This is a genomic window from Exiguobacterium sp. s91, assembly GCF_018618915.1.
In the GTDB taxonomy this organism is placed as follows: Bacteria; Bacillota; Bacilli; order Exiguobacteriales; family Exiguobacteriaceae; genus Exiguobacterium_A; species Exiguobacterium_A abrahamii.
This window is the reverse complement of sequence record NZ_JACSMZ010000001.1, coordinates 1,619,732-1,644,307: the sequence shown is the minus strand read 5'-3', so window position 1 is coordinate 1,644,307 and position 24,576 is coordinate 1,619,732. Positions and strand designations below refer to the sequence as shown.

General features: G+C 48.1%; 21 protein-coding genes. 12 read left to right on the top strand and 9 right to left on the bottom strand.

The features are described from left to right. Window positions 1-125 precede the first annotated feature (125 nt). Together KNQ06_RS08620 and KNQ06_RS08615 are read left to right on the top strand one after the other, a co-directional pair. A complete protein-coding gene (locus KNQ06_RS08620) occupies window positions 126-1,049 on the top strand; it encodes an ATP-binding cassette domain-containing protein (protein WP_251133500.1) in 924 nt (307 codons plus the stop codon). Window position 1,050: 1 nt separating this feature from the next. Continuing rightward, a complete protein-coding gene (locus KNQ06_RS08615; RefSeq protein WP_023467885.1) occupies window positions 1,051-1,818 on the top strand; it encodes an ABC transporter permease in 768 nt (255 codons plus the stop codon). 56 nt (window positions 1,819-1,874) lie between these two features. Here the strand turns inward: KNQ06_RS08615 and KNQ06_RS08610 are convergent, their stop codons facing one another. From KNQ06_RS08610 to KNQ06_RS08575, 8 genes are all read right to left on the bottom strand, one after another. After that, window positions 1,875-2,312, bottom strand: a complete 438-nt coding sequence (locus tag KNQ06_RS08610) for an Asp23/Gls24 family envelope stress response protein (protein WP_050677037.1) — start codon at window positions 2,310-2,312, stop codon at window positions 1,875-1,877. A 52-nt stretch (window positions 2,313-2,364) separates the two neighbouring features. Beyond that, window positions 2,365-2,571 (bottom strand): DUF2273 domain-containing protein, encoded by a 207-nt coding sequence (locus tag KNQ06_RS08605; RefSeq protein WP_023467890.1) that lies wholly within the window; start codon window positions 2,569-2,571, stop codon window positions 2,365-2,367. Window positions 2,572-2,591: 20 nt separating this feature from the next. Next, window positions 2,592-3,134, bottom strand: a complete 543-nt coding sequence (gene amaP / locus KNQ06_RS08600) for an alkaline shock response membrane anchor protein AmaP (protein WP_215147990.1) — start codon at window positions 3,132-3,134, stop codon at window positions 2,592-2,594. A gap of 336 nt (window positions 3,135-3,470) precedes the next feature. Next, the gene (locus tag KNQ06_RS08595) at window positions 3,471-4,841 is read right to left on the bottom strand and encodes an amino acid permease (protein ID WP_215147989.1); all 1,371 of its coding nucleotides are present in this window, start codon (window positions 4,839-4,841) and stop codon (window positions 3,471-3,473) included. Between the two features lie 163 nt (window positions 4,842-5,004). Then, on the bottom strand, window positions 5,005-5,889 hold the full coding sequence (locus tag KNQ06_RS08590) for a hypothetical protein (RefSeq protein ID WP_214769449.1): 885 nt from the start codon (window positions 5,887-5,889) through the stop codon (window positions 5,005-5,007). Window positions 5,890-5,947: 58 nt separating this feature from the next. Continuing rightward, entirely contained in the window at window positions 5,948-6,541 is a 594-nt protein-coding gene (gene uptA / locus KNQ06_RS08585; protein ID WP_214724688.1) for an undecaprenyl phosphate transporter UptA, read from the bottom strand. 123 nt (window positions 6,542-6,664) lie between these two features. Continuing rightward, window positions 6,665-7,984 carry a Na+/H+ antiporter family protein gene (locus KNQ06_RS08580; RefSeq protein ID WP_214724763.1) on the bottom strand — a complete coding sequence of 440 codons (1,320 nt, stop codon included), beginning with the start codon at window positions 7,982-7,984 and terminating at the stop codon, window positions 6,665-6,667. A gap of 314 nt (window positions 7,985-8,298) precedes the next feature. Next, window positions 8,299-8,850, bottom strand: coding sequence for a beta-class carbonic anhydrase (locus KNQ06_RS08575; RefSeq protein ID WP_023467896.1), 552 nt, complete (start codon window positions 8,848-8,850; stop codon window positions 8,299-8,301). Window positions 8,851-9,186: 336 nt separating this feature from the next. Here KNQ06_RS08575 and adhE point away from each other — a divergent pair, with 336 nt between their 5' ends. The 3 genes from adhE to KNQ06_RS08560 all read left to right on the top strand — a co-directional run bounded on the left by adhE (window position 9,187) and on the right by KNQ06_RS08560 (window position 16,544). Then, entirely contained in the window at window positions 9,187-11,781 is a 2,595-nt protein-coding gene (adhE, locus tag KNQ06_RS08570; protein ID WP_050677042.1) for a bifunctional acetaldehyde-CoA/alcohol dehydrogenase, read from the top strand. A gap of 191 nt (window positions 11,782-11,972) precedes the next feature. Next, window positions 11,973-13,373: a hypothetical protein gene (locus KNQ06_RS08565; protein WP_215147988.1), complete on the top strand. Its 1,401-nt coding sequence runs from the start codon at window positions 11,973-11,975 to the stop codon at window positions 13,371-13,373. A gap of 456 nt (window positions 13,374-13,829) precedes the next feature. Then, window positions 13,830-16,544, top strand: a complete 2,715-nt coding sequence (locus KNQ06_RS08560) for a bifunctional 2',3'-cyclic-nucleotide 2'-phosphodiesterase/3'-nucleotidase (RefSeq protein ID WP_215147987.1) — start codon at window positions 13,830-13,832, stop codon at window positions 16,542-16,544. Window positions 16,545-16,582: 38 nt separating this feature from the next. On the opposite strand, the gene KNQ06_RS08555 is transcribed toward KNQ06_RS08560, so the two are convergent. Continuing rightward, window positions 16,583-17,464, bottom strand: a complete 882-nt coding sequence (locus KNQ06_RS08555; RefSeq protein WP_215147985.1) for a LysR family transcriptional regulator — start codon at window positions 17,462-17,464, stop codon at window positions 16,583-16,585. Between the two features lie 101 nt (window positions 17,465-17,565). Here KNQ06_RS08555 and KNQ06_RS08550 point away from each other — a divergent pair, with 101 nt between their 5' ends. The 7 genes from KNQ06_RS08550 (at window position 17,566) to KNQ06_RS08520 (ending at window position 24,536) form a co-directional block, all read left to right on the top strand. Further along, window positions 17,566-18,585, top strand: a complete 1,020-nt coding sequence (locus tag KNQ06_RS08550) for a ketopantoate reductase family protein (RefSeq protein WP_215147983.1) — start codon at window positions 17,566-17,568, stop codon at window positions 18,583-18,585. A 13-nt stretch (window positions 18,586-18,598) separates the two neighbouring features. Continuing rightward, a complete protein-coding gene (locus KNQ06_RS08545; RefSeq protein WP_215147981.1) occupies window positions 18,599-19,336 on the top strand; it encodes an acetoacetate decarboxylase in 738 nt (245 codons plus the stop codon). Between the two features lie 104 nt (window positions 19,337-19,440). Then, complete coding sequence (locus tag KNQ06_RS08540; RefSeq protein ID WP_214857300.1) at window positions 19,441-19,959, top strand: GrpB family protein; 519 nt, start codon at window positions 19,441-19,443, stop codon at window positions 19,957-19,959. Next, window positions 19,952-20,398, top strand: coding sequence for a DinB family protein (locus KNQ06_RS08535; protein WP_215147979.1), 447 nt, complete (start codon window positions 19,952-19,954; stop codon window positions 20,396-20,398). The genes KNQ06_RS08540 and KNQ06_RS08535 overlap by 8 nt, the downstream gene beginning before the upstream one ends. A gap of 19 nt (window positions 20,399-20,417) precedes the next feature. After that, on the top strand, window positions 20,418-21,302 hold the full coding sequence (locus tag KNQ06_RS08530) for an alpha/beta fold hydrolase (protein ID WP_215147977.1): 885 nt from the start codon (window positions 20,418-20,420) through the stop codon (window positions 21,300-21,302). Between the two features lie 476 nt (window positions 21,303-21,778). Next, a complete protein-coding gene (locus tag KNQ06_RS08525; RefSeq protein WP_215148290.1) occupies window positions 21,779-22,900 on the top strand; it encodes a GTP-binding protein in 1,122 nt (373 codons plus the stop codon). Between the two features lie 112 nt (window positions 22,901-23,012). Further along, the gene (locus KNQ06_RS08520; RefSeq protein ID WP_215147975.1) at window positions 23,013-24,536 is read left to right on the top strand and encodes a cardiolipin synthase; all 1,524 of its coding nucleotides are present in this window, start codon (window positions 23,013-23,015) and stop codon (window positions 24,534-24,536) included. Window positions 24,537-24,576 lie beyond the last annotated feature (40 nt).

Genomic DNA, 24,576 nt, shown 5'->3' with positions numbered 1-24,576 from the left:
AAAATCGCTGAATAGTTCGTGTGGAATGATTGTACGTTACGCCATCTGTATAAAAGTTTTTTTGATTCGAGAACAGAAAAAACGGGAAAATCTTGGACATGACTTTGAATTCAGGGAAAGAAGGAATGAAGATGATTCATGTCGAGAATTTGACGAAGACGTATGACGGGAAAGATGTCGTCAAAGGCATCTCGTTCGATGTAGAGGCAGGAGAGATCTTTGCTTTTCTAGGACCGAACGGGGCTGGAAAGTCGACGACCGTCCAGATGCTGACGACGTTGATTCCAATTTCCGGTGGTCGAGCGACGATTCAGGAATTTGATGTCGTCAAACAGGAAAAACAGGTTCGCTTGCAAATTGGGGTCGCCCTTCAAGATACCGGCATCGATGAGGATTTGACCGGTCTTGAATTACTTGTCCTACAGGGAAAATTATTTGGATTAAGTCAGACGGAAGCTAAGAAACGGACAGAAGAATTGCTACGACTCGTCGGACTCGATCAAGACGGTCAGCGTCGATCAGGTACTTACTCCGGCGGGATGAAACGACGGCTTGATCTGGCGTTGACGCTCGTCCATCAACCGACTGTTTTGTTCCTTGACGAACCAACGACAGGACTCGACCCCGCGAGCCGTGTACAAATCTGGAACGAGGTCCGACGATTAAACGAAGAGTTCGGAACAACGATCTTTTTGACGACACAGTATTTGGAAGAAGCCGATCAGCTAGCCGACCGAATCGCGATCATCAATGAGGGACAATTGATTGCCGAAGGAACGGCAGCTGAGCTGAAAGCAGCAAATGGAGAAGAGCGGATCGAATTGACGCTAGCTGAAAAAGAGAACGAACGGATCGTCTTAGAGACGTTTGCCGGTCGTCAGGAAAAAGACCGCCTCGTCATTCCTTCGCGGGGAACGGAGACATTGCGCGCGGTCGTCCGTTTTCTTGATGAACGAAAAATGGTCGCTACGTCACTGGTCGTCAAACAACCGTCGCTTGATGATGTCTTCATTCGTTTGACGGGACAAGCTTATAAGGAGGAATCGTGACATGATACGTGAAACGTGGTTTTTGATGCGTCGGAGTCTCCTCGTCACGTTACGTAATCCGTTTTCCTTCATTCCGAACTTGATCATCAGTGTCTTTTTCCTGCTCGTCTACACGAGTGGTCTCTCCGGCATCTCGAACTTACCTCAATTCGACGGCGTCGATTATTTGAACTTCATTTTGCCTGTTTCGATCGTCTCGGGTGCTGTCGGCGGAGCAGGGGGAGCGGGGCAAGCACTCGTCAAGGACATCGAGAGTGGTTATTTCGCTCGACTCTTATTGACACCGGTCTCCCGGACCGCAATCGTCCTCGGACCGATGCTTGCCGGGATGCTGCAATTATTCGTTCAAACATTACTCATCTTCGGAATGGCATTCTTGCTTGGTCTATCGATTCCAGTCGGTGTCAGTGGCTTTTTCTTGACGATCTTACTCGCGCTTGGCTTCGGTCTCGCCTTTGCCGGTTACTCGGTCGGTGTCGCTTTGAAGACACGGAACGCCCAAGCCGCGCAAGCCGGAACACTTTTGTTCTTTCCGCTGATTTTCCTGTCGACGACATTCGTGCCGAAAGACTTGATTGAAGCCGAATGGCTCAAGATTGCCGCGACGATCAATCCGACGACCTATATCATGGAAGGGATGCGCAGTGTGTTGACCCGTCCGGAGATTGATTGGTCGGTTTATTGGCAAGGTTTGATCGTCGCTGCTGTTCTCAGTATTGCGATGGTGATCTTTGCTGCGTTGAACGCACGTGGGGCATTGAAAAAGTAAAAAAATGGACCCGTTTTTAAGCGGGTCCATTTTATGCGGCTATCTAGTTGACTGTCTTATTTCAAATCGCGTTTTTCTTCCTCTTCTTTCGACGATTTACTTTTTGCGTCGAACTCGGAACGCGTCATGACATCTTCGACATGCATGTTGATTTCGATGACATCGAGTCCTGTCATATCATGGACTGATTTTTTGATTTTCGTTACAGCGTCTTGGAAGATGGACGGGATGTTTTTGCCGTACTCGACGATGACTTTTAAGTCGAGTGCGACTTGTCGTTCGCCGACTTCCGCGTCGATGCCTTTTGTGATATCTTCCGTGCTCCGGAAACGATCTGTCAATCCACTCATGAAGCCACCACTCATTGAGAGGATGCCTTTGACATCATTTGATGCGATACCGGCGATTTTCTTAATGACTTGATCTTCGAATGTGAGTTTATTTTCGCGTACTACTTCGTTTTCGTTTTGTTTAGTGTTGATTTCGTTAGCCATGAGAAATCTCTCCTTTTAATGTGAGTTGAATGATTTTTTATTTTCTGTATGCTCAATCCCGTTGAAAGAACTGAATCCATCCTTCGACATCGAGCGCGTTATCCCGCCACTGACCGATCAAGTAACCGATTGTTGCGAATACGATGATCAACAACGTCGGTCCAAAACCGATCGTCAAGAACAAGGTGGCGAGGATCAGTCCGACTAGCCCGCCGAGTAGACGGTAGCGGTACGGACGAAGTGCTTCGCTCGTTTTCATGATCTTCCTCCTCTCGTATCTTAGATGACGCGTTCAGACGTTTTTGTCTTCGTGTCACTGATCCGGACGCGTGTTTTTGTGACAGGTAGTTCGAGTAAAGATTCGACCGAGTTCTTGGCGCGTTCTTGAATGTCTTTTCCGATTGTCGGCAAGCCTTCTTGACCAAAGACGGAACAGTCAACTTCAAGCGCGACGGTTTCTTTTTTCGAGTGAATGTCTGCGTTGACGCGTGGCGAACGTACGCCGTTGATACCGCGAATCGACTCGAGTGCCGTTCGTTCGATCGTTTGCTTAGAGATCGTGATATTCCCGTCACCCGTTTGAATCAGGAGACGTTGTCCTTTTGAACGACTGAGTAGTCCAGTGAATAATAGAATGACAAATACGAATGCTAGGAAGCCACCAAGTGATAAAATCGTGTAGCTATACCATTGTTGATCTTGCCACTGTTCAATCAAAGGACTGAGTCGTGGAACATCATAGACGCCAAGTACAAGAAGACCGACGCTGACTAAACCGAGAATGCCGATCAGGACGAGTAGGAAACGATTGAATCCGTTCATGTTACATCTCTCCTTTCTGTCGTTAAAATGTTTTAACGTGATTGTTCTACACATGAAATATTATGTGTATGGTGAGAATATTCCCGCTCAAACGAACTCAAAACATAAAAATACACTTCGAATAAAAAGACTATTTATTCTGAAAATTTATCTATTTATTAGAAAAATAGTAGATGAAATACGGCTTTACGCATTGAAATCAAGAATGTTACGACGTCTTAAGGGTTTAAGCGTTCGCGAAAAAATATCTATCATGAATATTATTCAATGTCAATATAGAAAATAATCTCCATCAAAAAACTCCTCTCATGCGGTCATGAGAGGAGAGACAGACGTTTATTTTTCGACTTTCGGTACTTTTACGATGTAATAGACCGTACTTAAGATCAAGAAAGCGACTCCGATTAAGATCGAGACGCGTGTCTCATCGTTGAACAACATCCCGACTAGCACTATCACCAGCGCGACGATCGACAGATAGTTCGTCACCGGCGCACCGGGCATCTTGAACGGATGTGAGGCTGTCCGTTCACTTTCGAGTTTACGATACCGGATATGACTGATTAAAATCGCGAACCACGGTACCATCCCTGGTAGTACCGAAGCACTGTAGACATACACGAAGATGTTCGTATCCTTCCCGAGAATGAGTGGCAAGGTGATATCGAGAATTACACCGAAGAAAATCCCGATTGAAATCGCGAAGACCGTGTAGAATGGAATGCCGCGTTTATTGACTTTCAAGAAGAAGGACGGCACTTGTCCTTTTTCAGCCAATGCATAGATCATCCGGCTTGCGCTGAAGATCCCGGAGTTACAACCGGATAAAGCGGCCGTGATGACGACGAAGTTGATGATCCCGGCAGCAATCGTGACACCGACCTTGGCGAATGTCGCAACGAACGGACTGCCGAGATCCGACAACTCATTCCATGGATACACCGTGACGATGATGAAGATGGATCCGACGTAGAAAATCAAGATTCGCCAGACGACACCATTGATCGCCTTCGTGATGTTCTTTTCTGGATCTTTCGTTTCTCCGGCTGTCACGCCGATCAACTCAACTCCGATGTAAGAGGCGAAGACGATCGAGAGCGCAAAGAAGAAGCCGGTGAAACCATTCGTGAAGAATCCACCGTTCGCCCAAAGATTCGAGAAGCCGACCGGGTTTCCGTCATTCCCTAAACCAAAGAAGATGATTCCAAGTCCAGCGACGATCATTAGAAGAATCGTTATTACCTTGATTGAGGCGAACCAAAACTCGAGTTCACCGAACATCTTGACGGAAGCAAGGTTCGCAAGCGTCAAGAGAATGATGACGACGACGCCTGGAATCCAAGTCGGTAGTTCCGGCCACCAGAAGCGTAAATATGTCCCGACAGCGATGACTTCACTCATCCCGACGACGACCCAGTTGAAGATATTACTGCTTGCTGTCAAGAAGCCAGCTGCTGGATGGATATAGTCGTTTGCGAACTTTGCGTACGAACCACTGTGAGGATGGGTGTAGACCATCTCACCAAGTGCCCGCATGATAAAAAAGATAAAGACTCCTGCTAGCATGTACGCGAGTAAGACAGATGGTCCCGTCCAAGCAATCGTACTCGATGCTCCAAGGAAAAGACCGACCCCGATCGTTCCTCCGAGTGCAATCATTTGTACCTGTCGTGCTGTTAAATCTCGTTTCAAATTCGAACTCATCATTTCCCCCAAAAAAATTCTGTGACGTCATAATGTTCAGACAATTTGTCCGAATAACTATAACGCTGAGTATACTATCCTCAGATAGAACTCGCTAGTCTTTTTGAAAATTTGGGTTAGAGGTTTTCAAAAGTAAAAAGATTATGAAACAACTGTGTAATGGCTTTCATTTGCCTGCTAAGAGAGAGACAAGTCGCTGACCGAGTCTCCCGAAATATAGGTGTTCCGAGGTCGCTAGTACGATCAAGTCATTACGCATTGTAAGGTCACCTGACAGGGTATTTCCCTGTTCTGTCATGAATCGAATCGAACGAACACTTTCAAAGAGCGTACCTTTCCGTTCGAGTAAATGTGCTTCATCAGAATTTGCGGCAAGCAGAAAATCGTCGTACCGAGCGAACTGAGAAAAGGCGATCGTAGGTGCCTCACAGACGAGATCTTCCTCTTGATCGATACGAATGAAACGGTAATCAGAGTAGTAGAAGAACCAGACTTCTTTTGATGAACAGACGTTTAAGGCGTAACAATCATCAATCGGGTATTGACGGTTTTTATATTGTACTTCGCCCGTATCGTCAAAAGCGACGAGACCAAAGGCACCATTTGAACTGGTTACGGCGTCAGCATAGACACCTTCGTCAAAATAACTGACCCAAATCCACCCTCGTTCATCGATTTGCATGTTTTGAATCCCATCATCTAAACAAAATTGATTGACTAGATTTCCCTGAACATCATAAATAAAGGCATTCGGCAACCACGTTCCGTCTACGTCATCATCGCAACGGGAAGCGACGAGTAACAAACGTCCATCCGGAAATCGATCGACGAGCGAAAAATCAATTTCGCTTTTTTTAACGATCGTCGTCTTACGCCAATCATCCTTCAATTGATGAATGGAAAGGACGTGTTCATTGCGTGCTTCGTCGAGGGTTTCTTCGACGATTAAAATATGTCCGTCGACGGTGATCCCAGTCGCGACGGGATGACCCGCCCGGTAGGAGGCAGTCAAACGACGGAGTGGAAAATGGGCAAGCGGGGATGTGAGCATGGCAGGACCTCCTGTTTGTTTAAAAAAACAGTCCGTCGTCAGACAGACTGCTAGTTGTTCAAACCGTTCGTTGACGGCGTTTGTAGATGACGTAGAAGATGATCAAGACGACAGCAGCGATTAAGACACCGTTCGTATACGGTGCAGCGACTTCCTTGATCGAGCGCCAGTTCGTTCCGAGCGTTTCACCAAGATAGAGGAATAAGATCGACCATGGAATGATCGCAAGCACCGTATAAAGAGAAAACTTCGATTGATCCATCTTAGCAAGACCTGCCGGAATCGAGATGGCATGACGGACGACCGGGATGAAACGGGCGCCAAAGATGACGCCTTGTCCGTACTTTAAGAACCAACGCTCGGCTAAATCCAAGTGATGCTCTGAGATCAAAACATACTTTCCATATTTCAGAATAAGGGGACGACCGCCGTAGCGAGCGAACCAATATAAGAATAATTGCGAGAATAATCCACCGATGACGGCAGCGACGATGGCGAGCGGCCAGCCGATCGTTCCTTGGGAAATCATGAATCCACCGTAAGAGAGGACGATTTCACTCGGTATGATTTCAATCATCAACCCGAGGGCGATGCCGAAATATCCGAGATCGGCAAGCGAAAGCAAAATCTGGTTGACGACTTGAGATAACACGTTAGACAACTCCTTTGTATCAGTTCATTCCTTTATTTTAGAGAACCGAGGACGAAATGAAAAGGAAAAAAACGGAGACAATTCAAAAGACGGATTCGCGATGACAGCGAATCCGCCTTGTTTTTACAATACGACCGCAGCGATCGTACCGAAGATGAGTAATGGAATGTTGTAGTGCAGGAACGTCGGAATGACCGTTTCTCGCATGTGATCGTGCTGACCATCAGCATTCAAGCCACTCGTTGGTCCGAGTGTCGAGTCAGACGCCGGGCTACCCGCGTCACCGAGAGCACCGGATGTCCCGATGATGGCAATCGTCGCTTCTAAGCTGAATCCGTACTGGATACATAGTGGAACGAAGATGGCAGCGATGATTGGAACGGTTGAGAAACTCGAGCCGATACCCATCGTGACGAGAAGACCAATCAAGAGCATGACGAAGGCGGCAACGAGTTGCGAATCGCCCATCAACGCTTTCGAGTTCTCGACGAGAGGCTCGATATCGCCCGTCTTACGCAAGACGTTTGAGAATCCGTTCGCTGAGATCATGACGAAACCGATGAATGACATCATGCGCATACCGCGTGTAATGACGTCATCTGCTTCACTGAAGCGAACAAGACGAAGTAACAAGAAGAGAATCAACCCCGTTGTCGCAGCGAGAATCATTGATCCGGTCTGTAGTTGTACGATCAAGGTCGCAATGACGACGACTCCACTTAAGACAAGCTTCGTTTTCGTGATGACCGGAATTTCATAATCGTCTGGAGCGATGTCGCGAATCTCATACGTCCGCTCTTTCCGGTAGGTGTACAAACCGATCAAGAGACCAACGACCATTCCGAGTGCTGGAATCGCCATTGCTTCGATGACGGAAGCTCCAGCAGTATCGAGACCATTTGCCTTCAGGTTCTTCAGCAAAATCTGATTGAGGTAAATGTCTCCGAATCCAACCGGTAAGAACATGTACGGTGTCACAAGACCGAACGTCATGATGATCGCTATCCGGCGTCGATCGATCTTAAGCTGAGAAAAGAGACCGAGCAACGGCGGAATGATGATTGGAATGAATGCGATGTGGATCGGCAACACGTTTTGTGAACTGATCGCAAGCAAGAGAATCGCGAACAAGATGAATCCTTTTAATTTTTTGACGGAAGCGGCACTTGCGTTACCACGCGAACGCGCAATCAAAGAGTGAGCAAGTGCATCCGGTAAACCTGTTTTCGAGAGGGCGACGGCAAATGCACCGAGCATCGCGTAGCTAAGGGCGATTTCTGCTCCGTCACCAAGACCACCGGAGAATGCTTTTGTCGTCGCAGTCAGGTCAAGACCACCGACAAGACCACCGGCAAACGCACTGATGACCATCGCGAGAACGATGTGGACGCGGAAGATCGCTAAAATAAATAGTAAAAAGACGGCAAACAATACGGCGTTTATCATTCAGTAAAACCACACTTTCTTTTGTTATCACTGTACTATACTAAAGTATCTTACAGCCATGTTGGAATGCTGTCAAGAGTAAAAGTCTGACCTCGTAATCGAAAGATGAATGATACGCTTTTTAGCTCTCCACAAGAAGTTACATTCTGTTATACCCCGAAGCATGAAATGAGAAGCGTTTTGATCACTGAAAATGACTCATACAAAAAACGTGCCATCCTTCTCCGTTACGAGAAAATATGGCACGTTATCTTTAATTTAAGACGGAGTAGAATATCTGAATCTATTTGCGTTTCTTCTATAAAGAGTGATCAGCAATCGACGACGTCGAGCTTACCAGTACCCGGATCGATGACGAGTCCGTGGACGTTCGTCCCAGGTGGTAGTAATGGGTGGTTCTTCACGAGGCTGACCGAGTGAGCGACGCTTTCTTGAACTGACGTGAAACCACGCAACCATTGATTCAAATCAACACCAGATACTTCGAGTGTGTGAAGAATCTGTTGGTCGATGCCCCGATCCTTCATTTCACTGATCATGTGTTTTGGATCAATCGTGCTCATACCGCAGTCGTGGTGACCGATGACGACGACTTCTTCAGCACCAAGAGCATACAACGCGACGAGAATCGAGCGCATGACGGAACCGAATGGGTGCGATAGGATAGCACCGGCATTTTTGATGATCTTCGCATCCCCGTTCTTAAGACCAAGTGCGTGTGGGAGGAGTTCCGTCAAGCGGGCATCCATACACGTCAGGATGACGACCTTTTTGTCTGGGAACTTATCCGAGACGAACTGTTCATACTGTTTTTCGGCGACGAATCGCTCGTTGAAGGCTAGCATTTCCTGTACAACTGACATTCAAGTGTCCTCCTTTAGTGGTAGCTCTTAATATGTACCCCATATCAGAATACAAGATGATGAAACGGCTATCAAGTCACGAAAATGCGAGGTGTGACAAATCGCACACATCCATGTACATGAAGCAAAATGATGAAAAAGAAGATTTCACAACAGTTGTAAACGCTATCAAAGGTGTGAGGGAATTCACAGGATGGTCATGCACAAAACAGGAAAAAGGGGTTATGATTGATTTGTGAAGGAAAGCACAAACTATTGAAAAACAGCTTGGCATTCCTGACATAATGGTTGGCAAATCAAACTCAGATTCGTTCCACGACAGGGAGGAAACCACTCATGGCTGTGAAAGAAAAAACAAAATCGACGGCAACGCCGGTCGAACAAGCAGTTGGACAAATCGTTGAAAAAGGGCAACGCGCATTACAAGAATTACTGACATTCGATCAAGAAAAAATCGATACGATCGTTCGGGATATGGCACTTGCCGGACTTGAACGGCACGTCGAACTCGCTCGTCTCGCGGCAGAAGAGACGGGACGCGGTGTCTTTGAAGATAAGATGATTAAAAACATGTTTGCGACAGAATACATCTACAACAGTCTACGTCATGAAAAAACGGTCGGGATTTTAGAAGAAGATGTCCAAAACGGCATCACATATATCGCTGAACCCGTCGGTGTCGTCTGTGGTGTCACACCGGTCACGAACCCGACATCAACGACGATGTTCAAAGCATTGATTGCGATCAAGACGCGCAACCCGATCGTCTTCGCGTTCCACCCATCGGCACAACGTTGTTCCGTTGAAGCAGCGAAAACACTCCGCGACGCAGCCATCAAAGCAGGAGCACCGAAAGACTGTATTCAATGGGTCGAAGAACCATCACTTGAAGCAACGAAAGTCTTGATGAACCATGAAAAAATCGCCATGGTCCTTGCGACAGGTGGAGCAGGAATGGTCAAATCGGCGTATTCAACAGGTAAACCGGCACTTGGTGTTGGACCAGGGAACGTTCCGTGTTACATCGAACAGTCTGCGAAAGTCAAACGGGCAGTCAGCGATCTTGTTCTTTCAAAAACGTTTGATAACGGGATGATTTGTGCGTCTGAGCAAGCCGTCATCGTCGACCAAGAGATTTATGCGACGGTTCGTGCGGAAATGGAAGCACTCGGTTGTTACTTCTGTACACCGGAAGAAAAACAACGCCTCGAATCACTCGTCATCAAAACCGATACGTGTGCCGTCAACGCGGACATCGTCGGGAAACCTGCGACATGGATCGCAGAAAAAGCCGGAATCGATGTTCCGGAAACAACTGTCATGCTCGTCGCGGAACTCGAGCACGTCGGAGCAGCAGAACCACTGTCTCATGAAAAACTCAGTCCCGTCCTCGGTGCGTACCGCGTCGCTTCAACCGAAGAAGCGTTTACGATTGCCGAACAGATGCTTGAAATCGGTGGTCTCGGTCATACAGCCGTCATTCATACGACGAACGATGACTTGATGACAGCGTTCGGACTCCGCATGAAAGCCTGCCGGATCCTCGTCAACAGCCCATCTGCTCATGGCGGAATCGGTGATCTGTACAACGAGTTGACACCATCACTGACACTCGGTTGTGGATCATACGGGAAAAACTCTGTTTCTGAAAACGTGACAGCGAAGCACTTACTCAACGTCAAAAAGGTGGCGAGACGACGCGTGAACATGCAATGGTTCAAGGTCCCTGAAAAAATCTACTTCGAAAAGAACTCCGTTCAGTACTTGCGGTCGATGACTGACGTCTCACGTGTCATGATCGTGACGGATCCAACGATGGTACAGTTCGGGTATGCCGATAAAGTAATTCAAAACTTACCACAGTCCGTCAGTTACCGGATCTTCGACCAAGTCGAACCAGATCCATCGGTGACGACTGTTCAGACAGGTGCTCAAGCGATGCGTGATTTCAAGCCTGACTTGATTATCGCCCTCGGTGGTGGTTCAGCGATGGATGCTGCAAAAGGAATGTGGCTCTTCTATGAACAACCGAACGAAACGTTCTCAAACTTACGTCAAAAATTCCTCGATATCCGCAAACGGGCGTATCAATTCCCGACACTCGGTCGTCAAGCGAAGTTCGTCGCGATTCCGACGACTTCTGGTACGGGTTCAGAAGTAACACCGTTTACCGTCATCACGGATAAAGAGAAAAACGTCAAATACCCGATTGCTGACTATGCATTGACACCAGACGTCGCAATCGTTGATCCAGAATTCGTCATGACCGTCCCAGCTTCAATCACTGCTGATACCGGAATGGATGTCTTGACGCATGCGACAGAAGCATACGTCTCGGTGCTTGCGAACGACTACACGGATGGACTGGCACTCAAAGCAATCAAGATGATCTTCGACTACTTGCCACGAGCATATGCTAACGGATCAGACGCTGAAGCACGCGAAAAAGTGCACAATGCGTCAACGATGGCAGGGATGGCATTCGCGAACGCCTTCCTCGGCATCAACCACTCGATCGCGCACAAAATCGGTGGCGAGTTCCATACGCCACACGGACGGACGAACGCGATCCTGATGCCACACGTCATTCGCTATAACGCATCACGTCCAACGAAACTAGCAGCATTCCCGAAATACGAATCATTCGTTGCGGATGAACGGTATGCCGACATCGCACGCTACCTCGGTCTTCCGGCAGCAACGACGGAGCAAGGGGTCGAATCCCTCATCCAAGCCGTTGCTGATCTTGGACAACGTCTCAACATCAAGATGTCATTCAAGGCGCAAGGCATTCAAAAAGCAGACTTCGAGGCAAAACTCGATAAGATGGCAGTCGATGCCTTCGAGGATCAATGTACGACGGCGAATCCGAAGATGCCGCTTGTCGCTGAGTTACGGACGATCATGGAACAAGCATACGAAGGCATCTAATAGAGAAAAAAATACCATGGCACCTGATCGTTCAACCGGCTTCTCACTGTGAGAAGTCGGTTTTTATTTTGGAAATCAGTGGAGACAGTCAGAGAAAAGGTGGGATATAATGGCTGTTGAATGAAATTGATGTTTTTGGTTTCGCTGTAGCAGGAATATTCAAACATCAGACATTAAAAGGAGGAAATGGGATGGAGTCAAGGCAAGAAAGGAAACAACGACGGTTTTCCGTCTGGGATGTCCTGTTTGGCGTCCTCATCGGTCTCATCTTTTTCGGTGTCATCTATGGTGTGATGGCATTTTTGACTTCACAAATCACCTCATCCTCAGACTATCAGGATCTTGTGACGCAGATGCAACAGGCGGACGTCTCCTGGAAAGATGCAGACATCACGGTGTCATTGATACTTCTGTTCGTCGGTGGGCTATCGATCACGATGCCGAGCGCGGTCCGGGAAGGGATCATCAATCAGGTGCTCGATGCGAGTTCTGCCGGCGACGTCTTATCGTTGTTTGGGATTGACTTAAAGCAAGTTCTTGCACCACTTACGTTTGATGTCTCTTACGGCACGTTACTCTATTCCGTTTTTGGCATCGGTTTGATTGTCCTGTTATTTTTAGTATTACGGATTAAGGCAAGTCGTCTTGGGTGGACGATTCGATTGGTTAGTTTCTTCTTAACCGTCGGGATCATCTGGTTCGTCCTTGCCGGACGCGGAAACGACGTGCCATTCCTCTCGTTACAAGACGGCTATGCGATGAGTGGCATCTTACCGCTTCTCGTCGTCAGTTTGCTTGGTTGGATGGCGTTCTTCCCGCAAAAGTTATCCGGTCTGACAGCTGCTGGACGTGCCAGCTTACTGATTTTGATGCTCGCAAGTACGCTTCAACTCGTCTTTACGGTACAGGACGAAGCGGAATATGACGGCGATTCTTCACTACGGACGGCACTCACCGTCGCGAGTCTGAACGCCGGAAGTGGCGGGATGTACGACTGGATCCACGGCGGTCAAGTCGTGTATCAAGCAGACGTCCTTGGAGCGAATGCTGAAATCCCCGTCTCGATGTTGAACGGGGAGACCTCAACGGATCAGCTCAATGACTCGATCCAAAAAGTCGTCGATGGGATCGACACGGACCGGGTGACAGAACAATTGTTGACGTTACTCGGTGGAGAACGTCCTGATTTGTCAGCAACACAATTGAAGCTCAATCCTGTTGATTACGGCGTCGCGCGGCAGACGATTCAAGTGATTGATGCGGAATCGGCAGGAGCGACGCCACCGAATGTCTCCAGTGAGAGTGCGTATTGGGTGTTGTTGCTTGTAACGTTTGCGATCTACTTCGTCTGTAGTATCCGAAGCTTCAAATCGATCATCGATCCGTTCGTCTTTGCGATCGCGATCGGTGTCATCAGCTTCATCGTCAGTCAAGCTTCGTACGTTCAGTTCGCAATGAAATGGCGCAGTGACGTCTTATTCGAGTTCGCTCAACAGACGGCAGGCTGGACAGTACTATACGCCGCAGGGCTTGCGTTACTTGGCGGAATTCTTGGTTATGTCGTCCGACGGAAACCAGAGAAAACGGTTTAAGGGACGTGGAGTGATGAAGCTCCTCCACTAGGAGATGTGCCCTGAATGGGGACGACGAACGTTGCTGTCATTGCCGCTTTCCACAGGCGGAAGGTAAGCCGCGGTATCCTAAACTATGTTTCATCTGCCGGGCGAAAGCGAAAAACATGTTTTCTTTTCCTGTAGGGGTCGAGAAGGAACAGTTACGTTCTACATCAATCATAAACGATACGTTTTCAGGTTCATGTCCTGAAATGTATCGTTTTTTTGCGTGATTCATCTCATTTGAGTCTTCTCCTTTTTTTACCATGTAAACTTGGTTTGTAAAGGTAAAATCAACAATGTTAAGCCAGTATTTGGAATTAGTTAAGTAGGTTAAATAAGACGGATGTCCGACCTATTTGAAAGGGCTATTAGCTATAATCGAACCATGCTAAATTAATGAAGCAGTCAAAACATCCTGGGGGGAAAATCCATATGAAAAAAGCAACGAAACTCGTCATCGCGTCGACATTGATCGCACCGATGCTCGTACCAGTCGTTCAAGTCAAGACACTTGCTGCCGACAACAGTGTCGTCAAGTTACGCTTCCTAGAAACAACGGATTTACATACGAACTCAATGAACTACGATTACTTCAAGGATGCGCAGGACGAAACGATTGGTCTCGTCAAAGCCGCTACGGTCATTAAACAGCAACAAACTGAAGTGGGCGCAACGAACAGTTTCTTATTCGATAACGGGGATACACTTCAAGGAACGCCGTTTGGCGATTACGTCAAGAACCAGTACGACAAAGGAAACAAAGGCAAACATCCGATGTACGAATTGATGGAATACCTCGGTTATGATGCGGTCACGCTCGGAAACCATGAATTCAACTTCGGTCTTGATTTCCTCAAGTCAGCGATGAGTGCTTCGAGCGGTTCAATCAAGTTCGTCAACTCGAACGTATTGGATGCAGTCACGAAAAAGCCGATCGTCGCGGACTACAACAAAGATGGAAAAGACTATCAAATCATCGAACGTCAAGTCAAGGACCAGAACGGTGACATGAAAACAGTCAAGGTGGGTGTGTTCGGAGTCGTCACGCCACAAATCATGGCATGGGATGCGGGGAACCTGACGGGGAAAGTCACGGCTGAAGATATCATCCCGACTGCGAAAGCAACAGCGAAGAAATTAAAAGATGCTGGCGCAGACGTCGTCGTTGCACTCGCACACACAGGTATCGGGGATACGACGGATCAAAAAGATGGCGATGAGAACGTCGGCTACGCATTGACAAAAGTTGCAGACATCGATGTCTTGATGACAGGTCATCAGCACGGAAAGTTCCCGGCAGTCGATTCAGCGTTCAATAAATTGCCGAATGTTGATAAAGAAAAAGGTCTAATCAATGGTAAACCGGTCGTCATGGCAAACACACAAGGAAAGAACGTCGGTGTCATCGATCTTGAGTTGAAGCAAGTCGACGGGAAATGGGTCGTTGATACGTCAGGTGCGAAACTAGCGGATGTCACGAAAGACACGACAGCAGATGCCGGTGCCGTCAAGTTGATTGAAAAAGCACATGAAGGAACACTCGCGTACATTCGTCAAGAAGTCGGAACGATTAATGACGACATCCAAAGTTTCTTCGCTCTCGCGCAAGACGATGATTCAGTTCAGTTCGTAACGAACGCTCAGAAATGGTATGTCGAGAAACAACTCAAAGAAAATGCCGATCTCGCGAAATATAAAGATCTTCCATTGTTGTCAGCAGGTGCACCATTCAAGACTGGTGGTCGTAACCAAGTCAACGCATCCGATTATACATTGATCAAAAAAGGACCAATCGCACTCAAGAACGTCGCCGATCTCTATGTTTATCCGAATACACTCGAAGTCGTCAAAGTAACAGGTGCTGACGTCAAAGACTGGCTCGAAATGTCAGCCGGTCAGTTCAACCAAGTCGGCGGTGAGCAAACGAATTTGTTGAACAAAGATTTCCGTAGCTACAACTTCGATATCCTCGATGGATTGACGTATGAAATCGATATCACGAAACCAGCGAAGTTTGACTATAACGGTGTCGTCGTCAACAAAGACGCAAACCGTGTTCAAAACATCAAGTATCAAGGCAAAGCGATCGCCGACGACCAAGAATTCCTTGTTGCGACGAACAACTACCGCGCAGGCAGTGCGACGTTCCCAGGTCTTGGTGGCGGAAAGAACATCGTCTACAAATCAGCCTACGAAACACGTAACGTCATTTCGGACTTCATTAAAGCGAAACAACCGGTTGATTATAAAGCCGATGACAACTGGTCACTCGTCGCAAGTAAGCCGACGACGGTCAGCTTTGATTCAGCGGTTGCAGCTGCACCGTACGTCAAGCGGTATGAAGGCATCACGAACACAGGTGAAACACGTCCAGGTGAGACAGGTACGTTCCTTAAATTCAATATGAACGTTCCGATGAAAGACTTCACGGTCTCGGCAAAAGCAGTTAAACCGGGTGCAAAAGTCGTTACTGGTCAAGCCGTTCCAGGTGCGAAAGTCACAGTCAAACTTGGCGAAAAAGTTCTTGGAACAGCAACAGCAAACGAAGCGGGTCAATACGAAGTCGGAACACGTCCGCTCAAATTGCGTGACAAGTTGACGATCGTCTCTGAACTTAGCTTCATGAAGACAGAAACGAACGTCACAGTCGGAACAGGCGTCGTTGCGACACCAGCGATCGATAAAAAGTCAGCAGTCTACGGTTCAACGGTCCTCCGCGGCAAAGCAACTGAAGGTCTTGACGTGACGCTCTATAAAGGATCAACGAAGATCGCGAAAGCGAAAACGACGGCAAGCGGCTTCAAGATTGCGGTCAAGAACGGTCTAACGACAGGTACGTACACGGTCAAGTCGACAGACATCTCGAATAAGATCACGAAAAAGGCGTCGTTCACGATCAAGAACACGTATCCGGTCAAAAAATGGTCAGGCAAAAAGACGTTGACAGGTAAAGTCGAAAAACGACAAATTGTCCGACTCTACCAAAAAACAGAATCTGGTTATCAATTGATCGCTCAAGACGTGGCGGATCAGCACGGGAACTATGTCTTGAAGATGCGTAAGGCATTGACGAACGGCTCGTACAAACTCAACATCTATACAGCGAAAGATCATCTCGATCAGTCACGCTACTTCATCACGAAGTAATATGTCACACGGATGTCTGCATATGCAGGCATCCGTTTCTATTTGGCTAGATATGTGCGTTGTGAGAGTAGAAATCGTTTAATGCGTTCGTAGATGGTTGCTTCCTCGACTGTTAATTGATTCGTCGCGTGCGACATGTAGAGTCGTGACGTAATGGTAAACACATCGTCTGTGATGAAGGGAAGTCCCATCTCGCGACAGACGGAGATGGGAACGAAGCTGAAATACCGTTGCTGGCGTAAGGCGAGTTGCAGTGAGACGTCATCAATATAGTGCGAGGTATCGGCATAGATGTTTAGTTCCGCCATCTTCAATTGGATGAAGCGGTTGTAGTCCTTATTGTGGGAGGGAAACAAAAAGGCAGTTTCCGTTGCATCCGCATAGAGCGCCGTAATCGCTTCTTTCTCTGAATAGGAAGCAGGATAGGTGATGACGATATCCTCTTCTACGATCGGTTCGCTCGTAATGAGCGGATGCTTGAGTTCCATGAAGCTAATCGAGAAATGGAATTCTTGATGGAGCAAGCCGCTTAAAATGTCGCGATTCGAGAGGATGTCCGAATTGAACAAGGGTGCCGTCTGCGGCAGGAGAAATTCTCGTAGAATCAATTGGATGAAGCGACCATGCGAACTGGCAAGGCTGAGTGGCGTTTCGGTAGAGGCATCATTTCGCGCCATGCGTTCCTGGACCCGTGTCAGCTCGTGTTCAATTTTTTCGACTGACTGCAGTAGAAGTCTTCCATTATCGGTCAAGCTGATCGTTCTGCCTTTTCGATGAAACAACGTCGTGTTCAATTCACGCTCCAGTTTTTTGATCGTCGCACTGAGGGCGGGCTGACTGATGAATAATCGTTCGGCAGCACGCGTCACGTTCAATTCCTCCGCGACGTGACGAAAATAATTCAAATGTAAGAGTTCCATGATATCCTCCTGACATAATCTACAGGTTATTAAAATATATAAATATATATATTTCTGTTTATGATGAAACCAGTATATCGTAAATACCAGAGGTGATAGAAATGAAAATCGGAATTTACGGAGCAGGATCACTAGGAACCATCATGGGAGCTTATTTAAGTCAACAGTATGAGGATGTCGATTTGATCGATACGAATCGCGCACATATCGAAGCGCTAAACACAACAGGCGCGCATGTCATTGGACCAGATTTGACGCAAGCCGTCCATGCGATGCATCCGGATGACATCACGGAGATGTACGATATCGTATTGTTGCTAACGAAGCAGGTCTACAATGAACCGGTCCTGGCGAAAGTCCGGACGATCTTGAAGGAAGACGGTATTCTCGTCTCCTTGCAAAACGGTGTACCGGAAGAATTCATTCAACAACAGATTCCACGCGAACGTATCATCGCGGGATCCGTCGAGTTCGGAGCGACATGCTTCGGACCAGGCGAGTCACGTCTGACATCGGATTACGAGCACTTCAAGACGTATGCGATGCAAATCGGTGAACTGGACGGTAAGAAGACGGACCGGATCATTCACTTGAAGGAAATCCTTGATCACATCGGTGGGACGGAAATCTCTGATAATCTACCGGGAACGAAATGGTCAAAACTCGTCATCAATAGTACGTTCAGTGGGTTATCCGCTGCGTGTAACGGTACGTATGGCGACGTTCTCGATCATCCGGTCTTGTTACGCGCAGCAATCCATACGATGCAAGAAGTCGTTGAAGTCGGTCACGCCCACGGCATCACATTCGCGCCGATGAGTACGTTTGAGCCGGTAGCCTACGCAACACTTGACGATATCGATGAAAAACTGATCACCGTGCCACAATTGATGTACGGATCACGTGACTTAGAAGCGAGCATGTTGCAGGACTTACAAAAAGGGCAACCGACCGAAATTCGTTTCATCAATGGGATCGTAACAATGTACGGCAACACGTACGATATCAAAACACCGTTCAACTCACTCATTCAAGAAATCGTCGAGGAAGCGCAAACAGCGAAGACAGTTCCTGATTTTGAAACAAGTGTCACACGCTTTGCCGCATTGTTAAACGCATAAAGGAGGAATTCAAATGAAACAGAGCGATGTAAAGAACGTCGTCGCGACGCCGATCAATGCACCGGTCTTTCCGGCGGTCGATATCTTTTTTCGGAATCGGGAATACTTGAACATCATCTATGAGACAGACATCGAAGCGTTACAAGCAGTCGTTCCGGAACCGCTCGAGGTGCTGAGTAATCAGATCAAGTTTGAGATCATCAATATGCCGGATAGCACGGGTCTTGGGAATTATCTTGAGTGCGGGCAAGTCATTCCGGTTCGGTATCAAGGGGAGGTCGGTGAGTTTTACCTCTCGATGTATGTCAACAATCAGCCGGCGATCGCCTCTGGTCGTGAAGTAGCTGCGTTTCCGAAGAAGTATGGTTCACCCCGGCTTTATCTCGACAATGATGTACTCGTCGGTACGCTTGACTATCATTCACTTCGTGTCGCCCAAGCGACGATGGGATACAAATATGTTCCGATGGCGGTCGAAGAAGCACAATCAATCATCGGTGCACCGCAATTCATGCTCAAACAACATCGTGGCTATCAAGGTGAGTTGATCATCTCTGAGCTGACACGGAGTCAAATCACGGATCTTGAGATTAAAGAAGCGTACCGTGGACCGGCGCGGCTCCAGTTGTTCGAACATGTCATGGCACCACTCGCTGACTTCCCTGTTCGAAAGATCGTCGATGCCCAGCATATCATCGCTGATCTCCGACTTGGTGGACCTGCGAAGCTGTATGATTATCTGAAGGATTAACTCTCATTAAACAGTATGTGTAACGAAACGACCTCCAAAGCGGATGGTCGTTTTGTTTTACCCCAAAAACTGGCATACTGAATTGAGAGGGGGAAGAAACGACCATGCGACAAGTCATTGTGTTACCGTATCAATCAGAATGGGCGAGTGCATATACACGAGAAGCGGACCGGTTACGAGACGTGTTCGGAGCACGTCTTAAGCAGATCCATCATATGGGGAGCACATCAGTTCCGGGACTCGCAGCAAAACCGATCATCGATATCTTACCCGTCGTCGATGCGCTTGAGGGGATCGAGCAGTTCGATGCACAGATGGAAGCAATCGGTTACGAGGCGAAGGGTGAATTCGGGATGCCGGGGCGTCGGTACTACCGAAAAGGTGGAGACGAACGGACGCATCATATTCATCTCTATGCGACGGGAAATCGAGAAATAAAGCGTCATCTCGTCTTCCGGGATTATTTACGTACCCATCCAGAAGAAGCCGCTGCTTACGGGGCATTAAAGGAACAATTAGCGGCAACATATCCGTTTGATATCGAAGCCTATATCGCCGGCAAAGATGCGTTCGTCAAGGAACTCGAACAACGTGCGATCGCTTGGGGGAATGCACATGACTGACTGGAAACATGCCCTCATCCGCCATGTCGGCGTTGGTGTGAAGACGTCGAAAGCGTTGTTTGAGAAGATTGAAGCGCAGGACTGGGACGCGCGACCAATCCCTGGGAAACGGACCATCGGTGAAGTCGCCGTCCATCTCGCTGTGTTGCTTGAAGCCGATTTGATGATCGCAGAAGGGGCGACGGCTGAAGCGATGCAGGCGTTTTATACGGAACCGGTCCCGCGCGATCAGTTAAATGAACGAATCAATCGTGCGTTTTCTATCTATCAGAAGAAAGTCACGACCGGATTTACGACCCGTCCGACGTACTGGGGCGTTACCGACTCGATGAACGGCTGGGCAATCGAAGCAGCCGTGCATCTCTATCATCATCGATCCCAGTTATTTGATTACTTGAACATCCTTGGATACGAGCTAGAGATCTCGTTATTTGAATGAATGGAAGTAGGGGTAGTATATGGAATATATTGTTGAAACATCAGCCGGTCGTTTTGATACCCGGCTGACAGGAAGTGGGGACGTCACATTCGTCCTTGATCACGGGATGATGTCGAATCGACACCAATGGGGCTGGCTACGAACTGAATTATTGAAGCGAGGGCGGGTCTTTGAATATTCACGTCTCGGGTATGGTCGGTCGAGTCGTGGTAAAAATAAACGACTCTTTACGCATCAAGCAGATGAGCTCGCGGACGTCTTACGGATGCTTCGTGTCGAAGGACCGTATGTCTTCATCGGGCACTCGCTCGGAGCCTATATCTCGCTCGCAAGTGGACGATTGTTTGCAGACGAGACACGCGGCATCGTCTTGCTCGATCCGTCGCATCCGGATGTCGATGCGGCATTACCGAACTGGTACGAACGAACACAAGAGGAGTGGAATCGATTCCTCTATTTCCTTAGTCACGTCCGACCGATCGCCTGGATGATTCCTGATCGTCTCGGCAAAAAGATGTTCAGTGTCTTACCGGAAGCTGATCAATTACCGATGTGGCGGCATTTTGCGGCACCTGGACATTGGCGGGGGACGCTCGACGAATGGCAAACGGTCGAGGAGAACAATCAGCTGATTCTTTCGTTGCTTGAAGACGTGACACAGCCGGTCCTCGTCCTGTCTGCTTCGAACTGGGCAGGCGGTATGCCGGAAAGTTGGTTGAATCCGGCATTGACAGAACAAATCAATACGGCTCACGCTGCGTTCGCCGATAGTTTACCGAATGGGATGTATCATGTGATTGCGGATACGAACCATTACACGATTGCTGGTTTTTCGCATGAGGCAGCGGAACGGATCACGGATTTGATCGGGGTGACATGGGATTTACCGATTCAAATTCAGTAGTAAGGTTACGCTTTTTCGTTTCACTCGAATCGTTTTCCTGGGACAAGCATCGCGCCGCTTCACTTCGTTGCAGGGTCGCTCCTGCTTGTATTTCCCTAAGAAGAGATTCCGAGCGAAAAAAAGTTTCTTTTCTTGTGCTTCGGAATATCTGACGGAGCTGACTCTAAAGCCAGTATCTACAAAGAATGACGCGTCACACGCCACTCCTACAGGAAAAAGCGCATTATGCGCTGTCAGAGACAAACAAGACCCGCTTTCCTGCTTGAAGGAAGCAGGAAAACTGGCTTGTGTCTCGCCTGAGTAAAGGGCGTGAGAAGATGCGTCATTTTTTTGGAGTCAGCCTGGTCTACTCCTTGAGTCGATGCTTATCGGCTTTTTTAGGGAACAAAATAAATCGAAATCATTCCGATTGACGTCAGGTAAAAAGTCGGTTACTCTATAAAACGTAACGATTACGTTTTAGGAGATGAATGATGATGCAACCGATATCGATCACCGTTTTATCTGGATATCTTGGATCCGGTAAAACGACACTATTGAACCATTTACTACATAATCGCGAAGGGCGCCGCCTCGCGATCATCGTCAACGACATGAGTGAGGTCAACATTGACGCGGCATTGATTGAGCAAGGCGGATTCTCGCGAACGGAAGAGTCGTTCGTCACACTTTCGAACGGGTGCATTTGCTGCACGTTACGCGATGATCTTTTGCTTGAAGTCAAACGCCTCGTCGACCAAGGCGATATTGACGGTATCGTCATCGAGTCGAGTGGTATCTCGGAACCGATTCCGGTCGCCCAGACTTTCACGTACGAAGATCCGGACAGCGCCATCGACTTATCACAAGTCACGAAAATCAATGCGATGGTCACGGTCATCGATGGTTATCGTTTCCTGAAGGACTTCGAATCCGGTGAATCGTTGATTGAGCGGAAACAGGCAGTCGATGAGACAGACGTGCGCGAAGTCGTCGACCTACTCGTCGATCAAGTCGAGTTCGCGGATATCATCGTCTTGAACAAAGTTGATCGTTTGACACCGGAAGAACGCCATACCGTCATCGGCTATCTAAAGGCATTAAATCCAGTTGCCCGCTTGATCGAGACGACGTATGGTCAAGTCGATCCGGCAGACATCTTAGACGTTGATCTATTTGATTTTGAACAAGCGGCAGCGAGTGCCGGTTGGATTCGCGAGTTGAATGCGGAAGAACATATTCCGGAAACGGAAGAGTACGGAATCAGTTCGTTCGTCTACAAGCGCGACGTGCCGTTCCACCCGGAGCGCTTGCTAGCCTTGATTGAAGACTGGCCGCAAGAAGTCGTCCGGGCAAAAGGCTTCTTGTTCCTTGCGACACGTCCTGAGATGGCATTGTTGTTCCATCAGGCAGGATATGCGTCGAACATGGAATACGCTGGTCGTTTTGCATCAGATGAGGATCGACGGACCGAACTCGTCTTGATCGGCATCGGACTGGAGCAAGAGAAGCTCGAAGCGCTATTCGATGCGTGTCTCGTCCAGGAACACGAAAAGGATTGGGCGTCACTGAATGATCCAATCCCTGGTCGCGAGATGTACGAAGAAACATTTTTATAAGAGGTCAATCTTTCGAGAAACCGTATCTGCGGTTTCTCTTTTTTTGTTATATTTTCATAGTGAATGGGGAAAGAATACTAGTGAAGGTATGTTAATTGAAGGAGGAAGGTCTGTGCGTAACCGGATTTTACAATTCGCACTCGTATTTTTAGTCGCCGGCGGTATCATTTGGGGACTATATCAACTCGGCTATTTATTTTATGTCTTAACGATTTCAGCGACGGTCGTGCCGCTTGCTGTCATCATGATCATCTTCATCGAGAACCGGACCGCAGAATCAACGATCGCTTGGTTTCTCGTTCTAATTTTCTTACCGATTCTCGGAGTCATCATCTGGTTGATGTTCGGTCGGAATCCACGGCGCCGGCGCCGGAATCGTCGTTCGCATGACGAACGGAAATTGCTCAAGCAAGCGATTCGTCCAGTTCGGTCGCTTGCTGTCAGTGAGTTGCCACCGAATCATTTGAAGCTTGCGAACACGATTCGTAACTTTGGTGGTGGCGGGGTGGACGTTCATACAGCAAGTGACATTCTGACGAACGGGGAAGAGACGTTCCCGGCGATTTTGGAGGCGATTCGTCAAGCGCAGCATCATGTCCACATCCAGTACTACATCTATCGGAACGATGAGACAGGTAAAGCGATCCGGGAAGCATTGATCGAGCGACTCGAAGCCGGTGTGACGGTTCGATTCATGTATGACGGACTCGGAAGTTATATGCTCGGTGAGAACTTCTTGCGCCCGCTACGCGACGCGGGAGCGCATATCGCAGCCTATGACCCAATCTCAAGTCCCTTGTTCATCTTCACGGCGAACTTCCGCAATCACCGAAAAATCGTCGTCGTTGATGGAAAAGTCGGATTCACCGGTGGATTGAACGTCGGGGATGAGTACGACGGTAAGAGTAAGAAGTTCGGTTTTTGGCGTGATACGCATTTGCGGCTTGAAGGACGCGCCGTCAAGGAATTACAAGCGACGTTCCTCGACGACTGGATCTATGCCCAAATTGAATCGAGTGACACATGGGAGACGTTTGCAGGGGATGAGTCGATCCACCAGTACTTCCCGAAACATGATGTGGCGTCAGACGGGGCGATTCAAATCGTCACGAGCGGACCGACCTCGAAAGATCCCGCGATTCGTAATGCGTTGATTGCCGCGATCATCGCAGCGCAACGTTCGATCTGGATTGCGACACCGTACTTGATTCCGGACAATGAGACAATGACGTTGCTCCGACTCGCAGCACGTGCCGGACTCGACGTCCGTATCTTGACGCCGGGTAAAGGCGACAGCTTTACGTCTTATTACGGGACCCGCTCTTACTTCGGACCACTCTTGAAGGACGGCGTCAAGATTTATACGTATAACCGTCACTTCATCCATGCGAAACTGTTTCTCGTCGACGGGAAGATCGGTGCCGTCGGAACGGCAAACATGGATATTCGCAGTTTTGTCCTCAACTATGAACTGATGGCGTTCTTGTACGACACAGAAAGTACGGAACAGCTCGAGCGTGACTTCATCGCTGATTTCGATGTCTCGATTCAGTTATCATCGAACGATTACGTCAAACGTCCGCTTCGTTTCCGCATTTTTGAGTCGCTCTCGCGCTTGATTTCACCATTATTATGACGCAACGTCCCGCATCGATTTTCAGGTGCGGGACGTTTTT